This window comes from Butyrivibrio sp. AE3009, from assembly GCF_000420845.1.
Taxonomy (GTDB): domain Bacteria; phylum Bacillota; class Clostridia; order Lachnospirales; family Lachnospiraceae; genus Butyrivibrio.
On sequence record NZ_ATVS01000026.1, the window covers coordinates 45,063 to 51,161 of the forward strand.

General features: G+C 47.5%; 3 protein-coding genes. All 3 read left to right on the forward strand.

Going from position 1 to position 6,099, the window contains the following annotated elements:
* The first annotated feature begins 10 nt into the window (after window positions 1–10).
* Window positions 11–658 (forward strand): HdeD family acid-resistance protein, encoded by a 648-nt coding sequence (locus G588_RS20250; RefSeq protein WP_022779186.1) that lies wholly within the window; start codon window positions 11–13, stop codon window positions 656–658.
* A complete protein-coding gene (locus G588_RS23105; protein WP_022779187.1) occupies window positions 658–1,842 on the forward strand; it encodes a cob(I)yrinic acid a,c-diamide adenosyltransferase in 1,185 nt (394 codons plus the stop codon). Before G588_RS20250 ends, G588_RS23105 begins: the two co-directional genes overlap by 1 nt.
* A gap of 1,212 nt (window positions 1,843–3,054) precedes the next feature.
* Entirely contained in the window at window positions 3,055–5,646 is a 2,592-nt protein-coding gene (clpB, locus tag G588_RS0113080; protein ID WP_022779190.1) for an ATP-dependent chaperone ClpB, read from the forward strand.
* Window positions 5,647–6,099 lie beyond the last annotated feature (453 nt).

Genomic DNA, 6,099 nt, shown 5'->3' on the forward strand with positions numbered 1-6,099 from the left:
ATAAGCAATCATGGAAAAGGCAAAAAAGTACAAACTTCACAATATAGTTCAGGCTCTTATTACGATTGCCATAGGACTTGTACTGGCGGTATGGCCGGGAGCCAGTGTAAATTTTGTAACTAAGGCATTGGCAGTTTTGCTGCTTCTTATCGGAGTGGTTTTTGTTATCGCATATTTTGTGCGAAAGGAGAAGAGTTTTGTCTCCTCCGGCGAATTTGTTGTGGGAATACTTGTGGCTGTTATAGGCGCCTGGATATTTGTTAATCCGGGCCAGTTCACGGATCTTATCCCCAAGCTGTTCGGAGTGTTTATCATTGTCAGCGGACTTGGCAATCTGGGACAGACTTTTTCCCTTATCAAGGCCAAATTCAGCAAGTGGTGGACATCGCTCCTGATAGCTGTTCTTACGGTGGGACTTGGAGCTTTCCTTCTCTTTAATCCAACTTCAGCCAAGGAAATTGCGATAACACTTATCGGAGCATTTCTTATTATCGACGGTGTGACCAATCTTTTGACCTATATTATGGTCATGATAGCCCAGAAGAACAAGGAGAAGGATGAGGAAGCTCTGGTGACGGACGCCGAGGTGGTTGAGGAAACAGTGGAGTCCACAGATATTGAAGTAGTTGACAGTTCTGATTCAGACAGTGAGGAATAATGAATTTTATACCTTTGAAAGTATCGCTTGATGAAGCCTGCCTAAGGGAATTTGTCAGGCGATATCATTTTAATGACACGGATAAAAAAGAAATAATAAGGCTCTACAGACAGCTTTCACCCAGAGTGCATGCGGAGTTTCACTATGTATTGGAGGGCGGGAACGCTGTAGTTGTCATGACTTTGGGTAATGCCTTTGACGAGCTGCAGGACAGTTACATCCAAAAAGGTGATATCAACAGAGCCTATATGGTGGACTGTCTTGGACTTGAGATTATGTCTCAGGCCTACGACAGGATAGATGAGAAATTGCAGGAACTTACAGGCAAATATGCCGGAGGATATATTTTCACAGGAGTGGAAGAGCTGCCTTTGTCGGAGACCCCTAGGCTTATGGCACTGTTAGGGCAGAAGGTTGTGACCTATAATGAGGCCTTTGTTCTGATGCCCAAAAAGAGCGTCCTTTTTATTGCGCCTTTGTTTGATGAGAAGATAGAAAAGCATGATAAATGCGCATATTGCAGCGCGGCAAATTGCCAGCTAAGGAAAGCGGAGTATATCGGTGGCAGCAGCTCCTATAAAGAAGATAAGTCCGGTGATGATGCCGGGAGTGATTCAGGTTTAGGAGATTCTCAGAATATGACTTCTGTAGTGGAGAGACACCCCGGTCTTATCCATTTGTACACAGGAGAGGGCAAGGGCAAGACTACAGCAGCTATCGGATTGTCCGTAAGAGCTGCCGGAGCAGGCAAAAAGGTTGTGTTCGCCCAGTTTATGAAGGGTAGAGATACCTCAGAGCTTGGCATCCTTAAGAGTATTCCGAATATCAGGGTGGTTCGTAGCAGTAAGAATCTTGGCTGGTTTAAAAAAGATGATCCGGATTCCGTTGCTGCTTTTACTGAGCTTCACAACGGCCTTTTGGATGAGATTGAAGGTTATGTTTACGGCGGCGACTGTGATCTTCTTGTTATGGATGAGGTGACCTATCCCGTTAACTATGGCATTATCGATACTGATCGTATTGCTAAGCTAATAAACTCCAAGCCACCTTACCTTGAGCTTGTTCTTACCGGAAGAAATGCTCCCGATCTTTTTGCCAAGAAGGCAGACTACATTACGGAAATGCACAAGGAGAAGCACCCTTATGATCAGGGGATTCAGGCCAGACGAGGCATTGAATACTGATTGAAATAAGCCAAAAGGCTGGTCTTAACGGACCAGCCTTTTGTTGAGAGTGCCCCTGCTCCCTGAGACTTGGCGGTGCTGGCCGTTCCCGGCAGAAGGATAGAAATGTTCGCCCCTCCTTCGCTTAGATTACATGGCCCGCTCAGAAGGTCACGTCTAATCTACGGCTCAAAACTCCGCCCGGATTGTACTGCTATGGTTTCCCGGATTATGGTGGCCGGCTGGGGTGCTTGTTGGAGAGCATCTGCTTCCCTTGCTTTGATGGGGCTGTCCCTCCCCGGCAGAATAATAGAAATGTTCACCCCTCCTTCGCTTAGATTGCATGGTTCTCCCAAAAGGCCCCGAATAATCTACGACTCAAAACTCCGCCCGGAATATACTGTTATGGTCTTCCTGATAACAACGGCCGGGCGTCAGACAATGAGCCGTGAACAGATTCTTCGGGACCTTTTGAGAGAACTCATGAATCTATACGCTCCATCCCAGGCTCACATTTCTATTATTCTGCCGGGGAGGGACAGCCCCACCAAGGCAAGGGAAGCAGATGCAGCCCAACAAACAACACCCAACCGGTCAATTAGGGGAACACCATAGCAGTGTGATCAGAGCGGAGTTTTGAGCCATAGATCCTTTGGGGCTTCTGACCGGACTCATGAATCTATATGCTCCCTCCCAGGCTCACATTTCTATCCTTCTGCCGGAAATGGCCAGCCCCGCCAAGTCCCAGGGAGCAGGTGCACAGGGAAGAAGCATCCGGCCAATTTAAACAGGGAGACCATAGAGATATATTCCGGGCGGAGTTTTGAGCCGTGAACAAATTCTTCGGGGCCTTTTGACCGAACTCATGAATCTATACGCTCCAATAGAGGCTCACATTTCTATCCTTCTGCCGGGGAGGAACAGCCACGCCCAGGCCAAGAAGGCAGATGAACTTCGCCAAGCACCCCACAAGGCCAAATTCTTTGGGGGACCACTGCACATACTCCGGGCGGAGTTTAGAGCCGTAGATTAGATGTGGCCTTCTGAGCGGGCCATGTAATCTAAGCGAGGGAGGGGCGAACATTTCTATCATTCTGTCAGGGAGGAGCAGTATTGCGGGGCGCAGGACGAAAATATGAATAAGGCTTGACAGCGAAAAAAGATGTGTTATAGTTGTAATAGAACAAGAATAACAAGTGGAGAAATGCGCTTTCGGATAGAGAGGAGGAGCTTATGAATATACAGAAGTTTACCCAGAAGTCTATAGAGGCGGTAAATGGCTGCGAGAAGGTTGCCATAGAGTATGGCAATCAGGAGATTGAGCAGGAGCATCTGCTATATGCTCTTATGACCATTGAGGATAGCCTTATTGCCAAGCTTGTGGAGAAAATGGGCGTTGATACAAGGGCATTTTTGGACAGGATAGAGCAGGGCATCAAGAAGAGACCCAAGGTTCAGGGCGGTCACCCCTTTGTGGGTTCTGACCTTAACAAGGCGCTTCTTTCTGCAGAGGATGAGGCTAAGGCTCTCGGTGATGAGTATGTATCTGTAGAGCATCTGTTTATGGCTGTACTTAAGAAGCCCAACAGAGAGGTCAAGGACATCATCCAGAGCTTTGGCATCGACAGGAACAGATTCCTACAGGCTTTGTCAGAGGTTAGAGGCAACAGGAACGTTACAACGGACAATCCGGAGGCGACCTATGACACCCTGAACAAGTACGGAACAGAGCTGGTTGAGAAGGCAAGAAAGCAGAAGCTTGATCCGGTTATCGGCAGAGATACCGAGATCAGAAATGTCATCAGGATCCTTTCCAGAAAGACCAAGAATAATCCGGTTCTGATCGGTGAGCCCGGCGTTGGTAAAACAGCTGTTGTTGAGGCACTTGCCCAGAGAATAGCAGGGGGCGATGTTCCCACTGCCCTTAAGGACAAGAAGATCTTTTCCCTTGATATGGGCGCTCTGGTGGCCGGAGCTAAATACAGAGGCGAGTTTGAGGAGAGACTCAAGGCGGTTCTTGAGGATGTTAAGCAGTCAGACGGAGAGATCATTCTTTTTATCGATGAGCTTCATCTGATTGTTGGAGCCGGCAAGACAGACGGTGCCATGGACGCCGGTAATATGTTAAAACCCATGCTGGCCAGAGGCGAGCTCCATTGTATCGGAGCCACAACGCTGAATGAGTACAGACAGTACATCGAAAAGGATGCGGCTCTTGAGAGACGTTTCCAGCCGGTAATGGTTGAGGAGCCCACTGTTGAGGACACCATCAGTATTCTTCGAGGACTTAAGGAGAGATATGAGGTTTTCCACGGCGTCAAGATCATGGATTCAGCCCTGGTGAGCGCTGCAGTTCTTTCTAACAGATATATTTCCGACAGGTTCCTTCCTGACAAGGCCATTGACCTGGTGGATGAGGCCTGCGCCCTTATCAAGACCGAGATGGATTCCATGCCTGCGGAGCTGGATGAGCTGAACCGCAAGATAATGCAGATGCAGATCGAGGAAGCTGCCCTTAAGAAGGAGGACGACTCCCTTAGCATTGAGAGGCTTAAGAATCTGCAGAAGGAACTGGCTGAGCTCAAGGAGGAATTCGATTCCCAGAAGGCTCAGTGGACCAATGAAAAAGAGGCTGTGGACAAGCTGGCAGCCATGCGTGAGCAGATAGATACCATCAACTCAGAGATCGCCATCGCCCAGAGAAACGGTGATTATGAGAAGGCCGGAGAGCTTCAGTACGGCAAACTTCCTGCCCTCAAGAAGCAGCTGGAGGAGGCTGAGGAAGCTGCAAGGGAAAAAGAGAACGACACAACCCTTGTACATGAGAGAGTTTCTGAGGATGAGATTGCGGGAATCATCAGCAGGTGGACCGGAATTCCTGTAAATAAGCTGACTGAGAGTGAAAGAAACAAGACACTTCATCTGGCAGATGAGCTGCATCTTCGTGTCATTGGACAGGATGATGCGGTTACCAAGGTTTCTGAGGCTATCATGAGATCCAAGGCAGGAATCAAGGATCCCAGTAAGCCCATTGGCTCATTCCTGTTCCTTGGCCCCACCGGTGTAGGTAAGACAGAGCTTGCAAAAAGTCTTGCTCAGGCGCTTTTTGACGATGAGAACAACATGGTCAGAATTGACATGAGTGAGTATATGGAAAAATACAGCGTGTCAAGGCTCATCGGTGCACCTCCCGGATATGTAGGCTATGAGGAGGGCGGGCAGCTTACAGAGGCTGTGAGAAGAAAGCCCTATGCTGTGGTTCTTTTTGATGAAATAGAGAAGGCTCATCCCGATGTTTTCAATATTCTTCTGCAGGTTCTTGATGACGGAAGAATTACTGATTCACAGGGTAGAACCGTTGATTTCAAGAATACGATACTGATCATGACTTCCAATATAGGAGCGCAGTATCTGCTGGACGGAATAAGAGATGACGGAACCATTAGTGAGGAAGCTGAGAATGATACCATGGAGGACTTAAGGGACCACTTCAGACCGGAGTTCCTTAACAGACTGGATGAGATTATTATGTTCAAGCCCCTGACCAAGGGCAATATCGGCGGAATCGTGGATCTTGTTATCGATGATCTTAACAGACGTCTGTCTGACAGGGAGATCAATATCCGTCTGACTCCTGCGGCAAAGGACTATGTTATTGACAATGCTTATGATCCAATCTACGGAGCAAGACCGCTTAAGCGTTATATACAGAAATATGTGGAGACGCTGTCGGCGAAGCTGATACTGGAAGATGCGGTTCATCCGCACCAAACCATAGAATTCGACGTATCCGGGGACAATCTTACCGCAAGAGCAACCTCTTGATTATGTAACGGTCAAAATGCCGGAAGCGAAGTGTATTCACAGCATAAAAAATCCGGGTCTTCGAAAGCGCTGTAAAAATGCTGGTTTTCGTTCGCCTCGTGATTCTCTGAAACTCGATAAAGAAGAAATGTCTCCTACTCATGCCTATTCGTGGACAGTCGCCATTTCTTCTTTCTCTCGTTTCGACAATCATCTCGTCGCCCAAAGAACTGCACATTTTTCCAACACTTCCGAAGACCCGGATTTTTTATGCCAAGTGTACATTGTTGATTTCCGTCATTTTTCCCTGTGTATAAACTGATGCAGGTTTGTTGATGCCGGAGTAAGTAAGATTTCCTCCGGTAGTCACTGGTTTTTAATATAATGATATGGGTGTCAAAAGTCAAAAATGCGTACATGCTTGCATGTTAAGCATTTTGACTTTATGACCCGAACAAATATGAGGAATAAGCA